Origin of the sequence: Sphingobium indicum BiD32 (assembly GCF_000382885.1) — a bacterium.
Classification (GTDB): domain Bacteria; phylum Pseudomonadota; class Alphaproteobacteria; order Sphingomonadales; family Sphingomonadaceae; genus Sphingobium; species Sphingobium japonicum_C.
In genome coordinates, this window is sequence record NZ_CAVK010000085.1 from 1 (window position 1) to 23,021 (window position 23,021).

Here is a 23,021-nt window from a genome sequence, read left to right on the forward strand (position 1 = left end):
GGGGCATGCCCCCCATGATCTGATGATCAAACAGGCGGCTTAACGACAACCGGGATTAGCTTAACTCAGCCGCCAAACTGTCCAAAAAGGCGGGACCACCTCAAACGGCGAAGAGCGGCGGCGGCATTGCAAGCGGGATACGCAGCAAGCGCGATACAAAGATAGCGGTTATTGAGTTTGCGTTGGACGGCTTGAACGAGGATGCTGACGCGAACGCGAGTTTGAACGCGGAAATGCAGCAAAGGCTTGCGCGTGTGGTGAAACTGAAATGACAATTAAACTCGCGTTCGATTTTTGCGATTTCGATCTTCCGTTTGATGACGAGTTGCGACGGCGTAGCGGAAAGGCGCTTACAGAGCGGACAACGGCGTTTTCGATGATAACAATCGACGCGGATTTCGAGCGCGAGATATTGCAATATCCGCATAAGCTTGATCTGCATTTTCAGGAAATGGTAGATTACATCAAGAAGGCTGGGGAAATGCGCGAGGCGTTTGATACGCACGCAATTCAACGACGCACTGCACAGATTTTCTACAGCGACGACGATGAACGCGATGATCTTGGTTTCAGGCTTCTCTATTTTTTTGAAACCGCAGAGGACGCAAGCGCAGGGCGTTTCTTGCCGTAGCGCTTCATGGTGCAGATGCAGCGCGTTTGGGTAAACGCTACCGTGACGGCAAAAAACTGTGCAGCGAATGTCACATTTAGGTCGATTTCTAACTTTTGCGACAGCAGACAGTTTGGGTCTTAGAACCTAATGTGACGAGGGAATATGATCGTAGGCTATGCGCGTGTCAGCACAACAGGCCAAAGCTTGGATGTGCAGTTGGGCGAGCTTGCAGCGCAGGGATGCGAACGCATCTATGAGGACAAGGCGACAGGCACGAATTGCGAACGCGCTGGGCTCATAGAGATGATGGGCTTTGTGCGCGAAGGCGATACGATTGTCGTAAGCAGGCTTGATCGTTTTGCACGTTCGCTGAGCGATCTGTTTCAGTTGCTGGATCAGCTTGCGGCCAAAGGCGTTGCGTTTCAATGCGTGCATCAGAACATTGACACAAGCAGCAGCACGGGAAAGCTGACGCTGGCGATCTTGGGCGCTGTAGCAGAGTTTGAAAACGATTTGCGGCGAGAACGGCAGCGTGACGGCATTGCAAAGGCGAAATCCAACGGAATTTACAAGGGGCGCAGAGCAATGGTTAGCGCGGAGCGTGTGAAGGAATTGATAGCGAGCGGAACGGCGATCAGTGAAATTGCACGGCAGCTTGGTTGTCATCGTCAAACTGTTTATCGCTTGGCGCGATCTTGAACGAAATTTACTATGTAGATAATTTCTGTGCAGGGGTTTTCGACGTAGATAATTAAATTTCGAGCGCGATAAATATATTCGTGAGACGCGCTGCGTTGCACGACATATGCTGCTTTCGAAAAACACTTGCTGGGACTAAGACCAGATGGATGAGCGCGCAGCACGCGAACGTGAAGACGAATTGGTCGTATGACGGCAGGAACAAACGCAATCATACGAACTTAGGAGTGCAAATCTCCTAAACCTTGGAACGAGGTTCAGTGGCACACGTAAAAATGCAATCACAAGATGCAAGCTCTGACTGTTCCATTGTCCAACTTGCACCCACACATCGAAATTTTGGAAGTTCGTTGTGTGGCACCGTTAGGTGCGTCAGCGATGACGCGGTAAAAACATCTGCAAACAAGTCAATACTAACCACTTGGCTGCGTAATAGCAGCGATGCTTCCAATAGCGTGCGGACCCAATCTCAACTCAACGAAAGGGCGAACGCAATTTTTACTCTCTTTTCTGCAGAGCAGAAAGGGGGGTAAAAAGCGATTGGTTTCCCATCTAATCTAACGAAGGCAGAAATCATACGACGCAACAATTGGCAGCGACGAAGCGCGAAACGCTTGTTGCTGTAGATTGTGAAGGCGTTGGATTGCGTGAGCGCAAGCGAATGTAAGCCATATAACCAGCAACGAATTGCGAAGCGGATTTGCGATCGACGAGAGCGAAAATTCACATAGATCGCGCGAATATGAGATACGAAATTTCCGTGCAAGATTTGCTGGATCACGTTGCGGAATTTCTGGACTTGGACGAGCGATTTTGGAATTCGCGTGAAGGCAGATTTGAGTGGTGCGGTAGGTGGGTGAATTTTCGCAAGGGCAGCGACGTGATCTTGCTGGTCGTGGACGGCGAAGCTTATGAGGTGGTGCGTGTCTGAGCAGTAGGCGCGAAGGCAGCTTTGCGAGCGCGTTCAAGATTTTTGCGCTGCTTCTGGTGATCCTTGACGCTTTGTAGAGCTTTCTTGGCGACAGCAATCTGGCGTTCTTTCGCTGCAACCAGTGATTGCTCAGGCGTCAATGGCTTACGTGGCTGCTTGGGCTTGCGCGGCTTGTTGGTGCGGAATTCGTAAAATCTCATATCGTATTTATGAGGACACAGCTAAGCTTACACGATCTGACAGAATTAGCATTGCGGGGATGGTGATGGGGCTGGCAATTTGCAGTGCTTCAATTGACTGGGCAGCAACAGGAACAATGCTACAGGGCATTGGCACAATTGGCGGTGTAGGCGCTGTTGTTTGGGCTGCGATCAAAGGTGCTAATACATTTGATGCGTGGCGCAGGCAGAAACTGGCTGAGCGCAAGCAAGATCAGGCAGAGCGAATTCTAACAGCGACATACAGGGCACGGCGCGCGCTTGCATATGTCCGTGGTGTGATGATGTGGGGTCACGAGTTGCACGCTGCGGAAGAGCAGATGAAGGAGAAGGACGGTTGGGTAGCGCAGACGGAGGCAAGGCAAAAGCGGTTGGTGACTGCTCAGGCTTTCTACAACAGGATTAATCGCACGAAGGATGAACGCGAGGCGCTTGATGAGTGTCTTCCAATGGCGCGCGCACTGTTTGGCGAAGAGCTTGAGCAGGCCATTGAGAAGCTGAACCATCAATTTTGGATCGTGCAGGTTGATGTGGACAGCTACGTTGACGACGAAGGCGGCGCAGATGCTGAATTCACGAAGAAGCTTCGTCGTGGAATGTATGCGATCAAACCACCAGAAGGCGAGGTGAATGAGGTCACGGAGGCGATGGAAGCTGCTGTGGCTACGATTGAACGGATTTGTTTGCCAGTTTTGCGTTTGGAGGCCAGTGCAGCGGCGACCTAAACACACCTTTACACGTTTCTTACACGCGAAATTCCAGACCGTTCTAATATGTTGAGAAAACGTTATAAATTTCAGCGCCGGTTTAGCGAAGCGCTAAGCGTTTCAGGCACTGCCAGACTATCGAGAAGGGGCCGGTTTTCCGGCCCCTTTTTCGTTGGGTGCGCATGACGATTTTATCCAGATCCGTTCGTCCTGAGTAGCCATTGAGCGAAGTCTAAATGGCGTATCGAAGGACTCGTCCAGCGCCTGATGCTTCGATACGAGCCTTCGACAAGCTCAGTCTCTACTCAGCACGAACGGATCTTGGACCGCCCAACGTCATCTTCCACCCTCCCATTCACCCCTGTGCCCGCACCGCGTTGCGGCTGGCGAGGCCCATCATCAAGAACCCGGCAACGGCCGCGACGATATTGGCGCTGGCAGCGCCAATCGTGCCGTAGAGCGGCAGCAGCGCGGCCTGCATCCCCAGCAACAGGGCGGTCGAGATAAAGGTGATGCGCAGCGACAGGCCCGCCCGGTCGGTCGCCATCAGTAGCGGGCGATAGCTGACCCCGATCAGGTCGATGCAGGCGGCGATGCCCAGCAGCAGCAGCAGCGGATAGGCGGGGAGGAACTCCGGCCCGGCGATCAGCCCCAGCAGCGGGCGGCCGATGAGCAGGATCAGGGCGATGATGACCGCGCCCGCCACCAGCGCCAGCCGGTTGGTGCGGCGGAACAGCGCGCCCAGCGCTTCGCTCCCCTGGTTGCCGCTGCGCGACAGTTCGACGAAGATGCTGCGTGACAATAGCCCCGAAATCTTGGTCAGCGAATTAGCGAGCTGGTTGGCGAGGCGATAGAGGCCCGCGCCGACCGGGCCGACGAACAGGCCGACCACCAGCACCGCGACCTGCTGCCCCATGGATGACAGGCTGGTCTGGAGATTGGTGGCAGTCAGGAAGCCGATGATGCCGGGATTTTCCGTCCGCGCGTCGAGCGCCCGGCCCGCCGTCCACTGGCCGATCCGCCCGCGTCCTTCGCGCAAAGCCAGTCCCCAATAGGCGATGGCGCACAAGAGTTCGGCGGCACCCCAGGCGATCAGGAAACCGGTGATGGACGGCATCAGCCATAGCGCCGCGACTGCGCCGATCATCCGTCCGACCGGAATCATGGTTTCGGCGAGCGCGGCGGAATCGAACCGGTCGAACAGGCGCAAGATCCCAGTCGGGCTGGACCGGATGGTGATCATCATCACCATGCAGAAGATCCAGGCCTGCCACCCCATGCCCGGCGGCAGTTCCAGCAGCACGCCAAAGGCCAGGATGATGAAGGCGGCGATCGCCCCGCCGACCGCGGCAGAGGCGAGGTCGATCAGGATACAGAAGCGCAGCACGCGGTTGAGCGCGTCGCCATTGCCGGTCGCCATATGGGTCTGGCCATAGCGCACGACGATCTGCCAGCTTTCAAAACTGGTGATCGTCTTGATCACTGTCGCCGCGCTCAGGACCAGCGCGAACCGCCCGAAATCGGCGACGCCAAGCGTGCGGGTGACGATGGCGAGATAGGCAAGGCTCAGCACCGCGCCCACGCCCTTGCCCCCCAGCAGCCAGCCGGTATTGGCCAATATGCGGGAAAAGCCGTCCTGTGCTGCGCTGGGCTTGGGTTTCGCCATCATTCTGCTTTCCAGCCTTCGCCGCATTGTAATTCCCGTTCGTTTCGAGCGAAGCCGAGAAACGTTGCGCGGTTTCTCGACTTCGCTCGAACCGAACGGATGAAGTTGAAGTCGATCCGCTCTAGGCGTTGCGAACGTCAGTTTGAAGCCGCCTTTTTTTCGGCCAATTTCCCCTCTAAAGACCCGCGCCATGACCATCACCAAAGCCATCATCCTGTCCGCCGGGCAAGGATCGCGCCTGTTGCCGCTGACCCGCGACGTGCCCAAATGCATGATCGACTTTAACGGCCGCACACTTATCAGCTGGCAGATCGCAGCGCTGGTCGCCAATGGCGTGACCGACATCGTCGTGGTGACCGGCTTTCGCACCGAACGGGTCGAGGATCATGCGCTGCAACTCTATCGCGAGACCGGCGCGCGGATACGCTGCGTGTTCAATCCCTTCTTTCAGGTGGCGGATAACCTCGGCACCTGCTGGATCGTGCGGGAGGAGATGGACCGGGACTTCATCATCCTGAACGGTGATACCATCGTGTCGGACGAAATCGTCGCGAAGCTGATCGCCGGAACGCAGGATGCGATCACCGTCACGGTCGATGTGAAGCCCGACTATGATGATGACGATATGAAAGTGAACCGCGACGAAAGCGGCCGCCTGCACCATATCGGCAAGCGGCTGTTGCCGCCCGACACCAATGCCGAATCGATCGGGATGCTGGCCTTCACCGGCGAAGGCCCGGCGATTTTCCGCAACCAGATCGACCAGATGATGCGGACGCCCGAAGGCGTCGAACGCTGGTATCTGCGCGCCATCGACATCATCGCCAAGGGCAACCGGGTCGGCACCGTCTCGATCGAGGGGATGGAATGGCAGGAGGTCGATTTCCATCAGGATGTCGAGGCAGCGAAGGCGCTGACGGCCAAGTGGGTCGCCGAGGGGCGCTACGGCCGATAAGCGGCGCGGGAAAAAAGAGACGCGGCTATGGTTTGACCTTGTTCCCCCTCCCGCTGGCAGGGGGGGGCAGGGGGTGGGCCTGCTCAAGATTGCTTCAACCCTCCCAAAAATCAAAGCGTTGGGATCATTTCATTTCGTTATCGAAACAATTCTTCATCCACGCTTTCACATTGTCCAGCTCACTGTCCAGCTTGACCGCAGACCCAAGGTCTGGCTGCCCCGGCCAGCCTGAGTCCGCCACAGTCAAGCCCGCCGCACTGCGTGTCCCCTCATAGCGGGGGATGACGTGGAAATGGACGTGGGGATCGACCATCATCAGCATCAGATAGTTGATCTTCGCATAGCCCACCGCCTTTCCTAGCGCCGTCTCGATCGCTGCGGTGACGGTCTTGAGTTCGGCATGGGCCTGCGCGGGCAGGTCGCCGAACGCCGTCGCGTCGCTTTTCGCCGCCAGGATCAGCGACCCCAGTGTCGGCTGGGCCGGGCGGAGCAGCACGACCCAGTGGGTGAACTCCGCGATCAGCGTGGCGGGCCAGCCGAATTTCTCGATAGTGGGGTTCATGGCCGGGCCTGCTCCATCCAGCTGACGATCGGCTGGCCGGACCGTTTGACGCCATAGGCTTGCGCCAGTCGCACGGCGTGAACGACCAGCGAGATCATCGTCCACCAGGCGAGTGCGATCAGGCCGATGTCGGGGCGTCCGAACAGCAGCGACACGAACAGGATCACCATATTGGGATTGCGCCGCGCGGTGATGAGGCGGAACTGGCTGTCGAAGCGTTGCCAGACATGGATGTCCATGCCGAAATCCTTGAGGAACATCCCCTCTATCAACCGTTGCAGCACATATCCCGCAATCACCGCCGCCATTACCAGCGCGAATGTCTGGGTCGAAAGCGCCAGCCCCCAATAGACCAGCCCGGTCCCCCAGAAATGCCACCAGAAGGGCGGATGGACCAGATCGACGCCATGGTCGATCACATTGCCCCATTTGGAGGAGGTGATGGTACAGCGGGCGAGTTTCCCGTCCACCGTGTCCAGCACCATGAAGATAAAGCCGGAGAGAAAGCCGGTCCAATACATGCCCTGCGCGAACAGATAGGTGGCGACCAGGCAGAGGGTAACACCAATCACCGACACCATATTGGGGGTCATGCGCAGCTGCGCCGCGATGCGGGTCAGCACCAGTGCCAGTTCGGGCCATAGATATTTGGTGAGCAGGTCCGTGACGCCCTTATAGGCACCGAAATAGCTTTGCCGCTCGATCGCCCGCCGGGTCGATGGGTCAAGTTCGCGTACCATCGGCTGTTCGAGCTTGCGCAACTGGCGGTTGTAGAGAGCGCGGCCGTCCGACAGATCGATGACATGCGTAGCGGTCAGCGGATCGCTGCCTTGCGGCACCTGGCCCACGATCGGCGCGTTGCCCCACACAAACAAGGTGCCCGGTGTTTCGAGCGCGAGGCGCAGCAGTAGCGGATCGAAGGCGTAGGCCAGGTTGAACAGCAGTTCGTGTCCCGCCGCCAGCGTGCTGCCATTCTTCGCGGCGCTTTCCGCCATGCGGCGGCTGCGCTCGGCATTGGTCATGCCCCAGATCGGCGTCGCATTGTCGCCGATCAGGCGGACGGGACCAAGTGTGGTGGTGAGGGTCTGGCTCATGGATGCGCCTTCGCGAAGTTCAGGATGAGGTCGGCCTGCCGCTGGGACGCGGGGATGGGGGAAAGATCGATGGAATCGCGCATGGCCGCTTCCTGAGCAGCAACGAAGCCCGGTTGCAAGTCTGCGGCGCGGGCTAGGGCGGCGGGCAGGGCATCGGTGCTCTCGATCACCTGGCCGAGCTTCCAGTGGGCGAAAGCTTCGCTGCTGGCATCGCGCCGGTCGAGATTGAGGAAGATGCAGGGGCGCGGCTGGATGAGGAATTCATAGACCTGGCTGGACACGTCACCGAGATAGAGGTCGGCGCTCATCGTATAGCTCATGTCGATCGAGTGGCGGCTGCCCATGTCGACGTGGATATGCGGCGCGGCGGTGACGATGGGTGGGACCGCGCGCGCCAGCTTGGTGTGGGGGGCGATGATGACGTTCCAGTCGGTCAGGGCTTCCAGCGCAGCCAGCACGGCGGGGCCATGGGTGACCCAAGACGAGAGTTTGGGGTCGAAATGGGGATTGTAGAGCAGCACCGGACGGTCATCGGCGAAGAATCGCTGGCGGGGTGCCTTCAGCTCAAATTTGGGATAACCGCCGACGGCAACCGTATCGGGCGTGCAAAGGTCGCGGTCGATCAGGCGGCGGCGATCCTTTTCGCCTGCGACCAGCGTCAGGTCGAAATCGGCATGGCGTTTCTTGTAGCCACCTTCGCGGTCCCCCGCGCCATGTTTGATGAGGATGAGGCGGGCGGCAAAGCCGGGGACGCGGCGTGCCCAGGCGGTGGAAATCTCGGTCGTCACAAGCACGGGAAAGCGGGCGATGGCGGGGTAGTTGAGCAGCAGGGTGGCAAGCCGCGAAGGCTGGCGGAACAGCGAGTCGGCGCGGCCGGGCGGGCGGCGCAAACGCACCGGGATCAGCCGTTTTTCCGGGTCGTAGCGCGCGACCAGCGCCAATATCTGGTCCGAGGGTGAGAGGATGCTGACCCGCACGCCGTTGCGGCGCGCCAGCTCCAGCGCGGCGGGCAGCCAGTGATAGAGTTGCTGTGCTTCGGCAATGGCGAGAAAGGCGATATCCATCAGGTCACAAACGCTCCCACGGGGCATGTCGCCTAGCGGCGATGCCGGGGCATATGCAAGGGTGGCTACGTCTTTCCCTTTTGTAGGTGCTGGACCTTTGCTTATTTTTTGTTATGCGGGCCGCGACCGAACGACACTCTGAAAGAGGCTCGACGAGCGATGGCCGAATTTGCGTTGCCCAAGAACAGCAAGATCAGCGGCAAGGGTGTGACCCACCCCGCACCCGCAGGCGCGACGAAGGTGCGCAGCTTCAAAGTCTATCGCTACGATCCCGACTCAGGGCAAAACCCGCGGTACGACACTTATGAGATTGATCTCGACAGCTGCGGGCCGATGGTTCTGGACGCGCTGATCAAGATCAAGAATGAATATGATCCCACGCTGACCTTCCGCCGGTCGTGCCGCGAAGGGATTTGCGGTTCCTGTTCGATGAACATGAACGGCAAGAACGGCCTGGCCTGCACCACCGCGATCGAGGAATGTTCGGGCAAGGATGTGCGGATCACCCCGTTGCCGCACATGGACGTGATCAAGGATCTGGTGCCCGACTTCACCCATTTCTACGCGCAGTATAATTCGATCCAGCCCTGGCTCAAAACCGTGTCGCCGCCCCCGTCGGGCAAGGAACGCCTCCAGTCACCCGCCGACCGCGAGAAGCTGGATGGCCTGTATGAGTGCATCCTGTGCGCCTGCTGCTCGACCAGCTGCCCGTCCTACTGGTGGAATTCGGACAAGTTTCTTGGCCCGGCGATCCTGTTGCAGGCCTATCGCTGGCTGGCGGACAGCCGTGACGAATATACCGGCGATCGCCTGGACGAGCTGGAAGATCCCTTTCGCCTCTATCGCTGCCACACGATCATGAACTGCGCCAATGTCTGCCCCAAGGGGCTTTCGCCGGCCAAGGCGATTGCCGAAACCAAGAAGATGATGGTCGAGCGGCAGCTCTGATTGTCGTGAGCGGGACAGGGGCGAATGCCTCCGCTGCACTGGCGGAGGATTGGAGTGGCTGGCGGCGTTGGGGTGAGCCGGATAGCGGCGATTTCCTGTCCGTCATCGGCAGCGGTTATGCGCGCAGCGACGCGCCCGGCCGGGCGCAGGTCGCGCTGGAGGTGCAGCCGCTGCACATCAACCGCTATGGCAATCTGCATGGCGGTTTTGCGGCAGGCTTTGCCGATCACGCCTATTTCATCGGCCTGTGGGCGATGGGGCGCAAGGATCAGGCAGGTGCGCTGACCATCGACCTGTCGATGCAATATCTGGGGCTTGGTAAGGTCGGTGTCGCGATGATCGCCGATGTCGAACTGCTCAAGGAAACCGGCAAGATGATGTTCCTGCGCATGACGATCGCCCAGGGCGACGGGTTGATCGCCGCCTCGACCGTTACGCTGCGCAAGGTTCCCGCCCCCAAGTGACAGGGGTGATTGCCCGATATGAGGCGCTGATCGTGGCGGGCGAATTGCGCGCCGATCCTGATCAGCGCGCGGCCGCGCGGCGGCTCGACGCCTTGCAGCAGGAACTGGAAGCGGTGCCAGCGCGCGGTTCGACGCTGTGGAAATTGTTGCGCAAGGCACCAGAGCCGCCGCGCGGCCTCTATATGTGGGGCGGGGTCGGGCGCGGCAAGTCGATGCTGATGGACCTGTTCTTCGACACGGTGAAGATCCAGCGCAAGAAGCGCGCGCATTTCCATGAATTCATGCTCGACGTCCATGCCCGGCTGGCGCAGGCGCGCAAGTCGGAGAAGGGTGATCCGATCCCGCCAGTGGTGGAATCACTGGCTGATGAAGCGCGGTTGCTCTGTTTTGATGAGATGGTCGTCAACAATATGGCGGACGCGGCGATCATGTCGCGGCTGTTTACCGGGTTGCTGGAAAAGCGGGTGACGATCGTCACCACGTCCAACCGCGAGCCGGACGAACTCTACAAGAATGGTCTCAACCGCCAGCTTTTCCTGCCCTTCATCGACCTGATCAAGGATCGGCTCGACGTGCTGACATTGAATGGCCCGACCGATTACCGTCGCGACCGTCTGGGCGATGCCACGCTGTGGCACTGCCCCAATGGCGATGCGGCAACACAAGCGCTCAGCACCGCTTTCTTCCGCCTGACCGATTATCCCCCGTCGGACCGCGCCCATGTGCCGTCGGAGGATATCAAGGTGCAGGGAGGCCGCATGCTGCATGTGCCCAAGAGCCTGAAGGGCGTGGCGGTCTTTTCGTTCAAGCGGTTGTGCGCCGAAGCGCGGGGTGCGCCCGACTATCTGGCGATTGCGCGCAAATATCATACGATCATCATCGTCGGCATCCCGGTGCTGGGGCCGGAGAATCGCAACGAGGCCGCGCGCTTCGTGACGCTGATCGACTCGCTCTACGAATATAAGGTCAAATTGCTGGCGTCGGCGGATGCGGAACCGGCCCGGCTGTATCCGGAAGGCGATGGCGCGTTCGAGTTTGAGCGGACCGTGTCGCGGCTGATGGAAATGCAGTCGGACGATTATCTGGCGCTGGGCCACGGACCCAAATAGTAAAATAATGTGTTCCCGCGCAGGCGGGAACCGGGCTCAAACGTCTGGACTGTACTCCGCCTTCGCGGGAGCAGTTCGCCTTATATGGCCCTATCATGTCTTATCGCCGGGCGTCGCGCGAGGGCACATCCTGCCGTGCGCGACCGTCATCACGGCGCAATCTTCTTGCTGAAAACCGGGAAAAACAGACCGGATGCTTTCCATGTGGAAAGCATCCGGCAGGATACCCCTGCAGGGATGGCTCGGCGGCCAGGGTATGAGCCGGGAGCGACAGGGTGTTGACCCACTTTAATGAAATTGCGAATGAATTGCAAAGATAATTTGTTCCTGCCCTCTTTGTTAGTTGAAACCCCCGGCTTATCGGCTTAAGCGGGCCATCAATTCCAGAATTCACGTCTTGGAGGATGACAGACATATGGCCCGTAACAAGATCGCGCTTATCGGCGCTGGTAACATCGGCGGCACGCTCGCGCATCTCGCGGCTCTGAAAGGTCTGGGCGATATCGTCCTGTTCGATGTCGTGGAAGGCGTGCCTCAAGGCAAGGCGCTCGACCTGTCGCAGTGCGCGTCGGTCGAAGGCTTCGATGCCAAGATCACCGGCTCCAATGATTATGCCGATATTGCGGGCGCCGACGTCATCATCGTCACTGCGGGTGTTGCACGCAAGCCGGGCATGAGCCGCGACGACCTGCTGGGCATCAACCTGAAGGTCATGAAGGCTGTGGGCGAGGGCATTGCCGCCAACGCGCCCGACGCCTTCGTCATCTGCATCACCAACCCGCTCGACGCGATGGTGTGGGCGCTGCGCGAATTTTCGGGCCTGCCGCACAACAAGGTCGTCGGCATGGCGGGCGTGCTCGATTCGTCGCGCTTCAACCATTTCCTGGCCGAGGAATTCAATGTGTCGGCCAAGGACGTCACCAGCTTCGTGTTGGGCGGCCATGGCGACACGATGGTCCCGGTGATCGAATATTCGACCGTCGCGGGCATCCCGGTTCCCGACCTGATCAAGCAGGGTCGTTCGACGCAGGAGCGTATCGATGCGATCGTGCAGCGCACCCGGTCGGGCGGCGGCGAGATTGTCGCGCTGCTCAAGACTGGATCGGCCTTCTACGCCCCCGCCACCAGTGCGATCGCGATGGCCGAATCCTATCTAGGCGACAAGAAGCGCCTGCTGCCCTGCGCCGCCAACCTGACCGGCCAATATGGCGTCGACAATCTCTATGTCGGCGTGCCGGTCATCATCGGCAAGGATGGCGTCGAGCAGGTCATCGAGATCGAGCTGAACGATGAAGCCAAGGCGAACCTCACCGTGTCGGTCGACGCGGTCAAGGAACTGCTGGACGCTTGCAAGGCGATCGATCCTTCGCTCGCCTGAGCCTTTAGAGCTGCACCGTTTCGTTCCAGGTAAGTGCGCAGCCTGGAACGAAACGCTTTAGACGCCAAGTGCCACTTCCACAGAAGATAAAGGGACACCTATGTCCATTCTGGTGAACAAGAACACCAAGGTCATCACCCAGGGTATGACTGGTGCCACCGGCACCTTCCACACCGAGCAGGCGCTCGCCTATGGCACCCAGATGGTGGCAGGCGTTACGCCGGGCAAGGGTGGTTCGACCCATATCGGCCTGCCCATGTTCGACACGGTGCTGGAAGCCAAGACCAAGACCGGCGCCGATGCGTCGGTTGTCTATGTGCCGCCACCATTTGCGGCCGATTCGATCCTGGAAGCGATCGATGCGGAAATCCCGCTGATCATCTGCATCACCGAAGGCATCCCCGTCCTCGACATGGTCCGCGTGAAGCGCGCCCTGTCGGGCAGCAAGTCGCGCCTGATCGGCCCGAACTGCCCCGGCGTGCTGACCCCCAATGAATGCAAGATCGGCATCATGCCCGGTTCGATCTTCTCAAAGGGTTCGGTCGGCGTCGTGTCGCGTTCCGGCACGCTGACTTATGAAGCCGTGTTCCAGACCACCAATGCGGGCCTGGGCCAGACCACGGCTGTCGGCATTGGCGGCGATCCGGTCAACGGCACCAACTTCATCGACGTGCTGGAGCTGTTCCTGGCCGACGACGCGACCGAATCGATCATCATGATCGGCGAAATCGGCGGCGACGCGGAAGAGCAGGCTGCCCAGTTCCTGATGGATGAGGCCAAGCGTGGCCGCAAGAAGCCGATGGCTGGCTTCATCGCCGGTCGCACGGCGCCTCCGGGCCGTCGCATGGGTCATGCCGGTGCGATCGTGTCGGGTGGCAAGGGCGACGCGGAAAGCAAGATCGCGGCGATGGAAGCGGCCGGGATCAAGGTCGCGGCCAGCCCGTCCGAGCTTGGCACGACCCTGCTGGAAGTGCTCAAGGGCTAAAATGAGCCTGTAAGGCGGCCGGGCTGCACCCCGGCCGTCCTTTGCCCGACCGCGACTGCACGCGGCACGGATGGGATAAGATAATGGGTTACGAAAACCAGGAATTCGAGATCGAGCAAGGCCCAAGCTGGGCGCGCTCCAACTGGCCGTTGGCGGATACCGACGACCTGACCGGGGCGCTGGACCCGACGCAGATGCAGGTGGCCGTGAAGGCCGCTGCCAAGTCCGCAGGCAAGTCGGTGTCGGACGCCGACATAGCACAGGCGGCAGAGGACGCCATCCGCGCGCAGATGCTGATCCGCACCTATCGCGTACGCGGTCACCTGGCCGCCAATCTCGATCCACTTGGGCTGACCCAGCGCGATCTGCCTGCCGATCTGACGCCGGAATATCATGGCCTGACTGACCCGGCCAAGAAGATATTCCTGGGCGGAACGCTGGGCCTTCAGTTCGCGACCGTGACCGAAATCGTCGCCATCCTGCGCGCCAATTATTGCGGCAATGTCGGCCTTGAATATATGCACATCGCCGACGTGGAGGAACGCCGCTTCCTGCAGGAACGGATGGAAGGCAAGGACAAGGAAATCATCTTCACGCCGGAAGGCAAGAAGGCGATCCTGGCCAAGGTCATCCAGGGCGAGCAATATGAGAAATTCCTGGGCCGCAAATATGTCGGCACCAAGCGCTTTGGCCTGGACGGCGGCGAATCGATGATTCCCGCGCTCGAAGCGGTCATCAAATATGGCGGTCAGTCGGGCATCCGCGAAATCGTTTATGGCATGGCCCATCGCGGCCGCCTGAACGTGCTGGCCAATGTGATGGCCAAGGGTTTCCGCGTCATTTTCCACGAATTTTCCGGCGGTACGGCCAACCCGGAAGACGTCGGCGGTTCGGGCGACGTCAAATATCATCTGGGTACATCGACCGACCGCGAGTTTGACGGCATCAAGGTGCATATGTCGCTGGTCCCCAACCCCTCGCACCTTGAAACGGTCGATCCGGTGGTGCTGGGCAAGGTCCGCGCGCAGCAGACGTTCCGCGACGATCTGGGCAAGCATGAGCAGGTATTGCCGGTGCTGATCCACGGCGATGCGGCCTTTGCCGGTCAAGGTATCGTCTGGGAATGCCTCGGCTTTTCCGGTGTCGCGGGTTATAATACCGGCGGCTGCATCCACTTCATCGTCAACAATCAGGTCGGTTTCACCACCAGCCCGCAATTTTCGCGCGGGTCGCCCTATCCTTCGGACGTGGCGAAGGGCGTGCAGGCACCAATCCTGCATGTGAATGGCGACGATCCAGAGGCAGTGACCTTCGCCTGCAAGCTGGCGGTGGAATATCGCCAGACCTTCCATCGCGATATCGTGATCGACATGTGGTGCTATCGCCGCTTCGGTCATAATGAAGGCGACGAACCTTCGTTCACCCAGCCGCTGATGTATGCGAAAATCCGCCAGCATCCGCCGGTCAGCGACGTCTATGCCACGCGCCTGAAGGCGCAGGGCGTGATCGACGATGATTATGTGACCAAGACCACGGGCGACTTCGTCAACCATCTGGAAGAAGAGTTTGAGGCGTCCAAAAGCTACAAGGCCAACAAGGCCGACTGGTTTGCGGGTCGCTGGTCGGGCCTGCACAAGCCTGCCGACGCCGAAACGACCCGCCAGAGCGTGGAGTCGGCGATTTCGTCCAAGCTGTTCGACAGCCTGGGCAAGACGCTGACCAAGGTGCCGCAGGGCCACACCGTCCACAAGACGCTCCAGCGCGTGCTGGACGCCAAGGCGGAGATGTTCAAGTCGGGCGCGAATTTCGACTGGGCGACCGGCGAGGCTTTGGCCTTCGGATCGCTGTTGTCGGAAGGCTATGGCGTGCGCCTGTCGGGGCAGGACTCCGGGCGCGGCACGTTCAGCCAGCGCCACTCGGTCTGGGTCGACCAGAATAGCGAGAAGAAATATGTCCCGCTGTCGACCGTGCCGCATGGCCGGTTCGAGGTGCTGGACAGCCCCTTGTCCGAATATGGCGTGCTGGGCTTTGAATATGGTTATGCGCTGGCCGACCCCAAGAGCCTGGTGCTGTGGGAGGCGCAGTTTGGCGACTTTGCCAATGGCGCGCAGATCATTTTCGACCAGTATATCGCGTCGTCCGAAACCAAATGGCTGCGCTCCAACGGCCTCGTCTGCCTGTTGCCGCATGGCTATGAAGGGCAGGGACCGGAGCATAGTTCGGCGCGTCTGGAACGCTTCCTGCAACTATGCGCGGAAGGCAATATCCAGGTCGCCAACATCACGACCCCGGCCAATTATTTCCACGTCCTGCGCCGCCAGATGCTGCGTCCCTTCCGCAAGCCATTGATCATCATGACGCCCAAGTCGCTGCTGCGGCACAAGCTGGCGGTGAGCAAGGCCGAGGATTTCCAAGGCGACACGCATTTCATGCGTATCCTGTCGGACAGCAATCCGGCGCCGGACAAGGAAACCAAGCGACTGGTGCTCTGTTCGGGCAAGGTCGCCTATGACCTGATCGAGGCGCGCGATGCGGCGGGGGACAAGAATACCCAGATCGTCCGTATCGAGCAGCTCTATCCCTTCCCGACCGAGGCGCTGACGGTTCGCATGAAGCGGATGGTCAACCTGGAGGAAGTGATCTGGTGCCAGGAGGAGCCGCGCAACAATGGTGCGTGGTTCCATGTGGAGCCCTATATCGAGGAAGCGCTGGCAGATGCCGGCAAGGCACCGATGCGTGCCCGCTATGCCGGTCGCAAGGCTTCGGCGTCGCCCGCAACGGGCCTCGCCAAACGCCATGTCGCCGAACAGGGCGCCCTCGTTGCCGATGCGCTGGGTCACAGCGTTCGTGAAGAAATCCGTCGCCAGAAGAAAGGCTGAACAAGCTCATGGCCACCGAAGTCAAAGTCCCTACCCTGGGCGAATCCGTTACCGAAGCAACCGTCGGCCAGTGGCTCAAAAAGCCCGGTGAAGCCGTCGCGCTCGACGAACCCATTGTCAGCCTGGAAACCGACAAGGTCGCGGTCGACGTGCCTGCGCCGGTCGCAGGCACGCTGGGCGACATCATCGCCAAGGAAGGCGAGACGGTGAATGTCGGCGCGTTGCTGGCGTTGATCAACGAAGGTGCTGCGGCTGCTGCCGCTCCTGCCCCTGCGCCCGTTGCCAAGGCGGAGGCCGCTGCGCCTGCACCGGCGGCATCGGCACCTGCGCCTGTGGCGGCGGACGATGATGAGGGCGGTAACCTCACCCTCTCGCCCGCTGTGCGTCGTCTGGTGCTGGAACATGGTCTGGACCCAAGCAAGATCAAGGGCACCGGCAAGGATGGTCGCCTGACCAAGGATGATGTGACCGCGGCTGTCGCTGCTGGCACGGCCAAGGCGGCGGCTGCGAGCGCTGTGGCGGCACCCGCCGCTGCCGCGCCAGCGGCTGCTCCCGGTCGCGCGCAGGAGCGGGTCAAGATGACCCGTCTGCGCCAGACCGTCGCCAAGCGGCTGAAGGAAGCACAGAACAACGCGGCGCTGCTGACCACCTTCAACGATGTCGACATGACCGCCGTTATCGAGGCACGGGCCAAATATAAGGACCTGTTCGAGAAGAAGCATGGCGTCCGTCTGGGCTTCATGGGCTTCTTCACCAAGGCCGTGTGCATGGCTCTGAAGGACATTCCGGGCGTCAACGGCCAGATCGAGGGCGACGAGATCGTCTATAATGATTTCTGCGACATTTCGGTCGCGGTGTCGGCCCCGACCGGGCTGGTCGTGCCGGTCATCCGCAACGCCGAAAGCATGAGCGTGGCGACGATCGAAAAGACCATCGGTGACTTTGGCAAGAAGGCCAAGGAAGGCAAGCTGACGATGGAAGATATGAAGGGCGGCACCTTCACCATCTCCAACGGCGGCGTGTTCGGCAGCCTGATGTCCACCCCGATCATCAACCCGCCCCAGTCGGCGGTGCTGGGCCTTCACCGCATCGAGGACCGTCCGGTCGTGCGCAACGGTCAGGTCGTGGTGCGTCCGATGATGTATCTGGCGTTGTCCTATGACCATCGCCTGATCGACGGGCGCGAGGCGGTGACTTTCCTGGTCGCGGTGAAGAACGCGATCGAGGATCCGACCCGCCTTCTGATCGACCTGTAATAGTCGAGACGATAACATTACATCCGTTCGGCCCTGGACCTGATCCGGGGCTGACGAAGCCCCGCCCTTCTTGCTAAGGGCAAAAAATAGTGCGGCCCTTCGACAGGCTCAGGGCGAACGGAGATTTTTATGGCTGAGTATGATTATGACGTTCTGGTGATCGGCGCTGGCCCCGGTGGCTATGTCGCCGCGATCCGGGCGGCGCAACTGGGCCTGAAGGTCGCGTGCGCGGAGAGCCGCGAGACGCTGGGCGGCACTTGCCTCAATGTCGGTTGCATCCCGTCCAAGGCGCTGCTCCATGCGTCCGAACTCTATGACGAAGCGGCCAACGGCACGCTGGCAAAGCTGGGCGTCAAGATCGACAAGATGAGCCTGGACCTGCCTACCATGCAGGGGCAGCGGGTTGACGCGGTCAAGGGGCTGACCGGCGGCATCGAATTTCTGTTCAAGAAGAATAAGGTGACCTGGCTCAAGGGGCTGGCCAGCTTTACCGGCGCGAATACGGTCGTGGTGGGCAGCGAGACGGTGACGGCGAAGAATATCGTCATCGCCACCGGATCGTCGGTCATGCCGCTGCCCGGTGTCGAGGTCGATAATGCCGGTGGTCAGATCGTCGATTCGACCGGCGCGCTGGAACTGGACAAGGTGCCGGGGCATCTGGTCGTCGTCGGCGGCGGCGTCATCGGTCTGGAACTGGGCAGCGTGTGGCGGCGGCTTGGGTCCAAGGTCACGGTCGTGGAATATCTTGACCAGATCCTGCCCGGCATGGACGGCGAAGTCCGCAAGGAAGCCAACAAGATCTTCAAGAAGCAGGGCTTTGAATATAAGCTCGGCACCAAGGTGACCGGCGCGAAGGCGGGCAAGAAGGGCGTGACCCTGACGGTCGAGCCTGCCGCTGGCGGAGCCGCCGAAACGATTGAGGCGGACGTGGTGCTGGTGTCGATCGGCCGCCGTGCCAACACCGATGGCCTTGGCCTCGACAAGATCGGGCTGGAACTGAACCAGCGCGGCCAGATCGAGACCGACCATGAATTTGGCACCAAGGTGCCCGGTGTCTGGGCGATTGGCGACGTGATCCCCGGCCCGATGCTGGCGCACAAGGCCGAGGATGAAGGCATTGCCGTGGCCGAGAATATCGCGGGCCTGACCGGTATCGTGAACCATGACCTGATCCCCGGCGTCGTTTACACCAAGCCTGAAATTGCGGGCGTGGGGCTGACCGAGGAACAGGCCAAGGAGAAGGGGCCGATCAAGGTCGGCAAATTCCCGATGATGGCCAACAGCCGCGCAAAGACCAATCATGAACCCGACGGCTTTGTGAAGGTCATTGCCGACGCTGAGACCGACAAGGTGCTGGGCGTGTGGATCATCGCGGTCCCGGCAGGCACGATGATCGCGCAAGTGGTACAGGCAATGGAATTTGGCGCGTCGAGCGAGGACATCGCCTATACCTGCCACGCCCATCCGACGCACAGCGAAGCGATCAAGGAAGCGGCGATGGCGGTGACGGGCAAGCCGATCCATATGTGATCTGGTTGCGCGATCGACAGACGAAAAAGGCCTCCGCATTGCGGAGGCCTTTTTCGTGACGGGGGGTAGAGCCTGATGAAATCCAACGGATCACGGTAAAGTCATCGCGCTCTAAAAGTCTGGCCGTCTCTTCCCTTGGAACGCCGCAACACCTTCGGCAAAATCGGGCAGGGTGAAGGCGTCGCGGAACATGGCGAGGGTTGTGTCGTCGTCATCGGCCTGACCGTCCAATATCCGGCGAATGATCGCCTTGGAGGCGCGCACGCTATGTTGGGCGTTGGTGGCGATAGTAAGGGCCAGGGCGGTGGCAGCGGCGAGGGGATCAGCCGCGATTTCGTCTATCAGTCCGATGGCGAGGGCATCGTCCGCGCCATGCAGCGCGCCGGTGAAGAGGATGCGTTTGGCGCGGGCCGGGCCGACAAGGTCGACCAGCAGCTTGGTGTCGAACAGCGAATAGACGATGCCGAGTTTTGCAGGCGTGATCCCCAGCCGCGCGGTGGGGGAGGCGATGCGCAGATCGCAGGCGATGGCCAGGCCGCAACCGCCGCCCACGCAATCGCCGTCGATCGCGGCGATCACGGGCTTTGGCGCGTGGGCGAGGGCATATTGGCTGGCGCGGATCGCGGCCTGATTGGCGACACGCCAGGCTTCTTCGCCGCTGTGGCTGGCAAATTCGCCGATGTCGGCCCCGGCGCAGAAGAGGCCGGGGGCGGCGGAGGCGAGGATCAATACGCGCACATCGTCGTCCGCCATCGCCTGTGCGACCAACAGGGGCAATTCTTCCCACATCGCCTGCGTCATCGCGTTGCGGCGGGCGGGGCGGTCGATCAGCAGGCGCGCTATTGCGCCATCCTGTTCCAGCCGCAGGGTCATTGCGGCCAGCTTTCAAGCAAGGGCAGCAGCGCATCGAAATGGTCAATGACGGCGTCTGCGGCGAGATCCTCGACCGGGCCATCGAGGAAGCCGAAGCTGACCGCAATGCTGGGGATGCCCGCATTGCGCGCCCCCGCTATGTCGTTGATCGTGTCGCCGATGAAAATCGCCCGGCCACCGCCTGCGCGTTCGATCATGGCGTGGATCGGTGTTGGATCGGGCTTGGCGATGCCCACCGTATCGCCGCCGATGATGCTGGCAAAGCGGGACGTCAGGCCAAGCTGTTCGATCAGTGGGATGGTGAAACGTTCCGCCTTGTTGGTGCAGATGGCGAGCTTGACGCCTGCCGCCACCAGCGCGTCCATCGCTGCGATCAGGCCGGGATAGGGGACGGAATGGGCGCTGAGGTTCGCCTGATAATAGTCGAGCAGGATGGGCAGCAATTGCGCCAGTATCGCATCGTCATAGCCGCCTGACGCATCGAGCGCGCGTTGCAGCATGACCTTCGCGCCCTTGCCCACGAAAGGCTGGATCGCATCGACCGGGAAGGGCGGTCGGTCGATGGTAGCGATGGCGTGGTTGACCGCGGCGGCGAGGTCGGCGCTGGTGTCGATCAGCGTGCCGTCGAGGTCGAAACCAACAATATCGAAAGGAATTTTTGCCATGGCCGCGCCATGCCGCGAGCGCGGTGGCAAAGGCAAGCCAAACATGGCAGAGCCTTGGCGCATACACCCATTTATCAGGGACAGAGATATCGTGACCGCCAGCCGTCCTCTTGCTGTCATCATCCTTGCCGCCGGGCAGGGTACGCGCATGAAATCGTCGCTGCACAAGGTGCTGCACCCGGTTGCGGGGCGGCCGATGCTGCTGCACCTGCTGGCGAGCGTTTCCGCGCTGGAGCCGGAGCGGCAGGTGGTCGTGGTGGGCGCGGGGCGTGAGCAGGTCGAAGCGGCGGTGGCGGGCACCGGCGTGGGTGTAGCGGTGCAGGACAAGCAGCTTGGCACCGGCCATGCGGTTGCCCAGGCGCATGATGCGCTGGCGGGGTTCGCGGGCGATGTGCTGATCCTCTATGGCGACGTGCCGCTGGTGAGTGGAGCGACGATGCGGGCGATGCTCGACCGGCTGAACCGGGGGGATGATCCGCGCGCGGTGGTGCTGGGTTTCCGTCCCGATGACGCGGCGGCCTATGGCCGGATCATCGCCGACGGGCAGGGGATCATCGAGAAGATGGTCGAATATAAGGATGCGAGCGAGGCCGAGCGGGCGGTGACGCTGTGCAATAGCGGGTTGATGGCGGTGCGATCGACCGACCTGTTCGTGCTGCTCGACCAGATCGGCAACGACAATGCAGCGGGCGAATTTTATCTGCCCGACATCATCATGCTGCCGGGGGCGCCGAGTGCGGTTATCGAGACGGACGCATGGGAAGTGGCGGGGGTGAACAGCCGGGTCGAACTGGCGGGCGTGGAAGCGATGTGGCAGGCGCGCCGCCGGGTCGAGGCGATGCGCGAGGGCGTGACTTTGGTCGCGCCGGAGACGGTGTTCTTTGCCCATGACACGGTGCTGGGCCGCGATGTCGTGGTGGAGCCGAACGTCGTGTTCGGGCCGGGCGTATGCGTCGCGGACGATGTGGTCATCCACGCCTTTTCGCATCTGGAAGGGGCCAGCGTTGAAAGCGGCGCGGCGATCGGTCCCTATGCGCGGCTGCGGCCCGGTGCGCAGGTCGGCGTCAAGGCCAAGGTCGGCAATTTCGTCGAGATCAAGGAGGCGGTGCTGGGCGAAGGGGCCAAGGTCAACCACCTGTCCTATGTCGGCGATGCCAGCGTGGGTGCGGGGGCCAATATCGGCGCGGGGACGATCACCTGCAATTATGACGGCTATTTCAAATATCGCACCGAGATTGGCGCGGGGGCGTTTGTCGGATCGAACAGCGCACTGGTCGCACCGGTGTCGATTGGCGAAGGCGCGATCGTAGCGGCGGGAAGCGTGGTGACGCGATCGGTCGAGGCGGATGCGCTGTGCCTGGTACGGCCGGCGCAGGAGAGCAAGCCGGGCTGGGCCAAGCGGTTTCGGGCGCGGATGACGGCGCGGAAAGCGGCGAAGTGAGAGAAGGCGACGTGCCCCCGCGCAGGCGGGAGCCTGGTTCGGTGTGTGGTGCGCGATGAGGCTGGTCCGGCGGTATCCCTGGCGGGCGGGACTGATTGGTGCGCTGTTAGTGATGCTGGCCCTTGCGGGCTGGCTGATCCGCAACGCCAGCGCCATGCCGGTGGTGCGGCGGATGGAGATTGCGCTGCCTTTCCCGGCGGATGCGCCGCGTGAGCCGGTCACGGTTGCGCTGCTGACCGACACGCATTTGTCCGGGCCGGACAATAGCCCGGCGCGGATGGCGCGGATCGTGGCGCAGATCAATGCGCTGAAGCCTGACCTCATCCTGCTGGGTGGCGACTATATTGGCGATGCCAAGGGTGGGGCGACCTATGACGCCCTGGCAAGCATCGCGCCCTTTGCCGGGTTGCGTGCGCGGCTGGGCGTGGTGGCGGTGCTGGGCAATCATGACAGTAGGAGCAGCAAGAACCTTGTCGCGCTGAATGGCCCGGCCTGGACGGCGGCGTTTGCGCGCCTGGGCATCACCCTGTTGCAGGATGATGTGGTGCGGCGCGGGCCGCTCGCGATCGGCGGGTTGCAGGATATTTATACGCGCAGGCTCGACCTGCCCGATACGCTGGCGGCGATGGCGCGATTAGGCGGTGCGCCGCTGATCCTGTCGCATGGGCCGGACGTATTTCCCGCTCTGCCGGACGCGCCGTCGCTGACGCTGGTGGGGCATAGCCATTGCGGGCAGGTGGCGCTGCCCTTTGTGGGAATCGTCTATGTGCCGTCGAAATATGGCACGCGCTACGGCTGTGGGCTTTATCGCGACGGGGCCAAGACCATGATTGTCGCAGCCGGGGTTGGCACTAGCGGATTGCCGATTCGGATGCTGGCACCGCCCGATATCTGGCTGGTGAGGATAAAGCCGACACTGAGCCGGACATATGTGCGCGAATCGAACATGCCTTGACTTGATATCATGATATGATATCAGAATAT

Annotated in this window: 21 protein-coding genes; 14 read left to right on the forward strand and 7 right to left on the reverse strand. The window is 61.1% G+C overall.

Translation table 11 applies throughout. The features are described 5' to 3' along the window. Window positions 1–268 precede the first annotated feature (268 nt). Window positions 269–631 (forward strand): hypothetical protein, encoded by a 363-nt coding sequence (locus EBBID32_RS09145; protein ID WP_037489969.1) that lies wholly within the window; start codon window positions 269–271, stop codon window positions 629–631. 144 nt (window positions 632–775) lie between these two features. Continuing rightward, window positions 776–1,312, forward strand: a complete 537-nt coding sequence (locus EBBID32_RS09150; protein ID WP_037489970.1) for a recombinase family protein — start codon at window positions 776–778, stop codon at window positions 1,310–1,312. 909 nt (window positions 1,313–2,221) lie between these two features. Here EBBID32_RS09150 and EBBID32_RS23565 read toward each other — a convergent pair. After that, entirely contained in the window at window positions 2,222–2,443 is a 222-nt protein-coding gene (locus EBBID32_RS23565; RefSeq protein ID WP_006954618.1) for a hypothetical protein, read from the reverse strand. A 59-nt stretch (window positions 2,444–2,502) separates the two neighbouring features. Here EBBID32_RS23565 and EBBID32_RS09160 point away from each other — a divergent pair, with 59 nt between their 5' ends. Then, complete coding sequence (locus EBBID32_RS09160) at window positions 2,503–3,186, forward strand: hypothetical protein (RefSeq protein ID WP_156022515.1); 684 nt, start codon at window positions 2,503–2,505, stop codon at window positions 3,184–3,186. 337 nt (window positions 3,187–3,523) lie between these two features. On the opposite strand, the gene EBBID32_RS09165 is transcribed toward EBBID32_RS09160, so the two are convergent. After that, the gene (locus EBBID32_RS09165; protein WP_006954624.1) at window positions 3,524–4,837 is read right to left on the reverse strand and encodes a lipopolysaccharide biosynthesis protein; all 1,314 of its coding nucleotides are present in this window, start codon (window positions 4,835–4,837) and stop codon (window positions 3,524–3,526) included. A gap of 187 nt (window positions 4,838–5,024) precedes the next feature. Here EBBID32_RS09165 and EBBID32_RS09170 point away from each other — a divergent pair, with 187 nt between their 5' ends. Beyond that, a complete protein-coding gene (locus tag EBBID32_RS09170) occupies window positions 5,025–5,789 on the forward strand; it encodes a sugar phosphate nucleotidyltransferase (RefSeq protein WP_006954626.1) in 765 nt (254 codons plus the stop codon). 124 nt (window positions 5,790–5,913) lie between these two features. Here the strand turns inward: EBBID32_RS09170 and EBBID32_RS09175 are convergent, their stop codons facing one another. Genes EBBID32_RS09175 through EBBID32_RS09185 form a run of 3 tightly spaced genes read right to left on the reverse strand, consistent with a single transcriptional unit; the run spans window position 5,914 to window position 8,509 of the window. Beyond that, window positions 5,914–6,351, reverse strand: a complete 438-nt coding sequence (locus tag EBBID32_RS09175) for an HIT family protein (protein ID WP_006954628.1) — start codon at window positions 6,349–6,351, stop codon at window positions 5,914–5,916. After that, a complete protein-coding gene (locus EBBID32_RS09180) occupies window positions 6,348–7,445 on the reverse strand; it encodes a CDP-alcohol phosphatidyltransferase family protein (RefSeq protein WP_006954631.1) in 1,098 nt (365 codons plus the stop codon). Before EBBID32_RS09180 ends, EBBID32_RS09175 begins: the two co-directional genes overlap by 4 nt. Further along, window positions 7,442–8,509, reverse strand: a complete 1,068-nt coding sequence (locus EBBID32_RS09185) for a hypothetical protein (protein ID WP_006954634.1) — start codon at window positions 8,507–8,509, stop codon at window positions 7,442–7,444. The genes EBBID32_RS09180 and EBBID32_RS09185 overlap by 4 nt, the downstream gene beginning before the upstream one ends. A gap of 159 nt (window positions 8,510–8,668) precedes the next feature. On the opposite strand from EBBID32_RS09185, the gene EBBID32_RS09190 reads away from it, so the two are divergent. From EBBID32_RS09190 to lpdA, 8 genes are all read left to right on the forward strand, one after another. Further along, window positions 8,669–9,457: a succinate dehydrogenase iron-sulfur subunit gene (locus EBBID32_RS09190; protein WP_006954635.1), complete on the forward strand. Its 789-nt coding sequence runs from the start codon at window positions 8,669–8,671 to the stop codon at window positions 9,455–9,457. A gap of 5 nt (window positions 9,458–9,462) precedes the next feature. Next, complete coding sequence (locus EBBID32_RS09195; RefSeq protein ID WP_006954637.1) at window positions 9,463–9,921, forward strand: PaaI family thioesterase; 459 nt, start codon at window positions 9,463–9,465, stop codon at window positions 9,919–9,921. Further along, window positions 9,918–11,030 (forward strand): cell division protein ZapE, encoded by a 1,113-nt coding sequence (zapE, locus tag EBBID32_RS09200; protein ID WP_037489978.1) that lies wholly within the window; start codon window positions 9,918–9,920, stop codon window positions 11,028–11,030. Before EBBID32_RS09195 ends, zapE begins: the two co-directional genes overlap by 4 nt. 415 nt (window positions 11,031–11,445) lie before the next feature. Beyond that, window positions 11,446–12,408 (forward strand): malate dehydrogenase, encoded by a 963-nt coding sequence (mdh, locus tag EBBID32_RS09205; protein ID WP_006954642.1) that lies wholly within the window; start codon window positions 11,446–11,448, stop codon window positions 12,406–12,408. Window positions 12,409–12,508: 100 nt separating this feature from the next. Continuing rightward, a complete protein-coding gene (gene sucD / locus EBBID32_RS09210) occupies window positions 12,509–13,393 on the forward strand; it encodes a succinate--CoA ligase subunit alpha (protein WP_006954644.1) in 885 nt (294 codons plus the stop codon). A gap of 83 nt (window positions 13,394–13,476) precedes the next feature. Continuing rightward, window positions 13,477–16,272, forward strand: a complete 2,796-nt coding sequence (locus EBBID32_RS09215) for a 2-oxoglutarate dehydrogenase E1 component (protein WP_006954646.1) — start codon at window positions 13,477–13,479, stop codon at window positions 16,270–16,272. A gap of 8 nt (window positions 16,273–16,280) precedes the next feature. Further along, window positions 16,281–17,528, forward strand: a complete 1,248-nt coding sequence (gene odhB / locus EBBID32_RS09220) for a 2-oxoglutarate dehydrogenase complex dihydrolipoyllysine-residue succinyltransferase (RefSeq protein WP_006954648.1) — start codon at window positions 16,281–16,283, stop codon at window positions 17,526–17,528. 129 nt (window positions 17,529–17,657) lie between these two features. Continuing rightward, entirely contained in the window at window positions 17,658–19,058 is a 1,401-nt protein-coding gene (gene lpdA / locus EBBID32_RS09225; RefSeq protein ID WP_006954650.1) for a dihydrolipoyl dehydrogenase, read from the forward strand. Between the two features lie 111 nt (window positions 19,059–19,169). On the opposite strand, the gene EBBID32_RS09230 is transcribed toward lpdA, so the two are convergent. Together EBBID32_RS09230 and gph are read right to left on the reverse strand one after the other, a co-directional pair. Then, window positions 19,170–19,931 carry an enoyl-CoA hydratase/isomerase family protein gene (locus EBBID32_RS09230; RefSeq protein ID WP_006954652.1) on the reverse strand — a complete coding sequence of 254 codons (762 nt, stop codon included), beginning with the start codon at window positions 19,929–19,931 and terminating at the stop codon, window positions 19,170–19,172. Then, the gene (gene gph, locus EBBID32_RS09235; RefSeq protein WP_196805625.1) at window positions 19,928–20,596 is read right to left on the reverse strand and encodes a phosphoglycolate phosphatase; all 669 of its coding nucleotides are present in this window, start codon (window positions 20,594–20,596) and stop codon (window positions 19,928–19,930) included. The genes EBBID32_RS09230 and gph overlap by 4 nt, the downstream gene beginning before the upstream one ends. A gap of 148 nt (window positions 20,597–20,744) precedes the next feature. Here gph and glmU point away from each other — a divergent pair, with 148 nt between their 5' ends. Both glmU and EBBID32_RS09245 read left to right on the forward strand, forming a co-directional pair. Then, window positions 20,745–22,037, forward strand: coding sequence for a bifunctional UDP-N-acetylglucosamine diphosphorylase/glucosamine-1-phosphate N-acetyltransferase GlmU (gene glmU, locus EBBID32_RS09240; RefSeq protein WP_231382158.1), 1,293 nt, complete (start codon window positions 20,745–20,747; stop codon window positions 22,035–22,037). A 55-nt stretch (window positions 22,038–22,092) separates the two neighbouring features. Next, window positions 22,093–22,992, forward strand: a complete 900-nt coding sequence (locus EBBID32_RS09245) for a metallophosphoesterase (RefSeq protein WP_037489982.1) — start codon at window positions 22,093–22,095, stop codon at window positions 22,990–22,992. Window positions 22,993–23,021: the final 29 nt, after the last annotated feature.